Origin of the sequence: Candidatus Methanoperedens nitratireducens (assembly GCF_900196725.1) — an archaeon.
GTDB classification, from domain to species: Archaea; Halobacteriota; Methanosarcinia; order Methanosarcinales; family Methanoperedenaceae; genus Methanoperedens; species Methanoperedens nitroreducens_A.
Genome location: NZ_FZMP01000239.1, coordinates 1 through 1,732, shown reverse-complemented (window position 1 = coordinate 1,732; position 1,732 = coordinate 1). Strand labels below are relative to the sequence as shown.

General features: G+C 46.1%; 2 protein-coding genes. One reads left to right on the top strand and one right to left on the bottom strand.

What is annotated here, in order from left to right:
- Positions 1-409 precede the first annotated feature (409 nt).
- Positions 410-1,456 (bottom strand): Fic family protein, encoded by a 1,047-nt coding sequence (locus tag MNV_RS17890; RefSeq protein ID WP_096207303.1) that lies wholly within the window; start codon positions 1,454-1,456, stop codon positions 410-412.
- A gap of 41 nt (positions 1,457-1,497) precedes the next feature.
- Between MNV_RS17890 and MNV_RS19950 the strand changes: the two genes are divergently transcribed.
- Positions 1,498-1,650, top strand: coding sequence for a hypothetical protein (locus MNV_RS19950; RefSeq protein WP_179294074.1), 153 nt, complete (start codon positions 1,498-1,500; stop codon positions 1,648-1,650).
- Positions 1,651-1,732 lie beyond the last annotated feature (82 nt).

Sequence of the window (1,732 nt, the reverse complement as noted above, 5' to 3'; positions counted from 1 at the left end):
CGAGTTCGTTGTTTATAGAAGACCTGTTTTCCACACCGGAGCGCAAAGATTCCTGCTGCACTGCTTTGCGCTCTTTGCGTACTTTGCAGTGGGTTGTTTTGCCACATTCCGTTACAAAAAAACCCTGCCAACGAAGAAATCTGCAAATCCCGTTGCGAGAATGTCTCCACGTTCATCTGCGTTCATCTGCGGTTTTTTATTTTCGTCAATTACAGCAGAATTGCGATAGAACATGGATTGCACGGATGACACGGATGCACACGGATTAATCGTATCCGTGAAAATCCGTCGCATCCGTGCAATCCGTGTTCTATATCGCTGTTTTACTTCTCCCATTCCAGAGCGCAGAGTACGCGATAGTTTCCACCACATAGCTTTGCGTGCAATTTGCGTGCAATTTGCGTGCAATTTATCGCCCCGGTAATATCCTGTATTTTATCGCCCTTCCCACTCCGCTCCTTTCAATAAACCCGAGCTTTTCCATTTGCGCCAGATCATAATTTGCACTCCTGATAGATACCCCGCACAGCTCGACATATTCAGAGCGTGAAATGCTTGGATTTTCCATGAGATAAACCAGAGCCTTTTTCTGTCTGTCATTGAGCCCTGCCTGAACCGCTCTCTCGATAATAATCTCCTTCTTGATAACTACCTCGCCTTTAGCCTTGACTTCAAGCATCTGGTTCTTCAACCCCTTGACAAAATACTCAAGCCATACAGTCATATCCATACCCATCTCTCTCACCGACTGTATTGAATCGTAATACTCACGTCTATTCTTATCATAAAATTCTGACAGGGAAAAGAGTCTCTTAAAGTCGTAACCGTTTTGATATAGAATAAGAGTGCAAAGAACCCGTGCTGTCCTGCCGTTACCATCTAAAAAGGGATGGATATCGACGAACCTGTGTTGAGCCACTCCTGCCATCAAGATTGGCGAAATGTCTTTTTCCCCATTTAACCACTCCACGAATTCTTTCATCAACGCCGGGACTTCATCCGAAGAAGGCGGCGTGTAGATTATCTCCCCGGTAATGGAATTTATAACATAATTCTGCACCTTTCTGTAGCATCCGGGTTCAAGAGAACCACCCCTGACATCTCTGACCAGGATCCGGTGAATGCCCCTAATAACCTCCTCGGTAATTTCAGATTTTTTGTCCAGGTATTCGGAAACAAAATCCATGGCATCTTTATAATTCAGCAGCTCCTGCCTATCATCTGGTCTAACCCCTGTCACAGGTTTACCGGCGAATATCCTCTGCGCTTCGGAAAGCGTAAGCTGCGTCCCTTCAATATGGGTGGAATGATGCGCCTCAAGAATTAGTGCCGCACTTTGCATGTCTTTTATCCATTCGCCCTTCAATTGCGCAGCTTCAAGGAATCCCCTTGCCCTTTCTATCTCAAGCAATTCGTTGTTGATTTTATTAGTGATGATAAATTTTGGTCTGTACATTCTTAAAGCTCACCACCTTTATTACTCCGAACAATCTACAAATGTCTGTCATCCCACCCCTCTTCACGCCCATCCCCCCGCGCCGCTCAACCGCAAATGAACGGCAGGCGCAGGCGGCGCGCGCTCATGCGCGGGGGCGGAAGAGGCATTTAACCGCAAAGAGCGCAAAGAACGCGAAGAGAACGACAAAATAGAAGTTAACAACGAACTGATACGAACTCGTACGAACTCTGGATGGCTTGAGTTCATATCAGTTCGTACGAGTTCGTTGTTTAT

What these genes read in the sequence shown, in the direction of transcription:
- MNV_RS17890 (WP_096207303.1), bottom strand. Translation starts at nt 1,456, where the DNA reads ATGTACAGACCAAAATTTATCATCACTAATAAAATCAACAACGAATTG.
- MNV_RS19950 (WP_179294074.1), top strand. Translation starts at nt 1,498, where the DNA reads ATGTCTGTCATCCCACCCCTCTTCACGCCCATCCCCCCGCGCCGCTCA.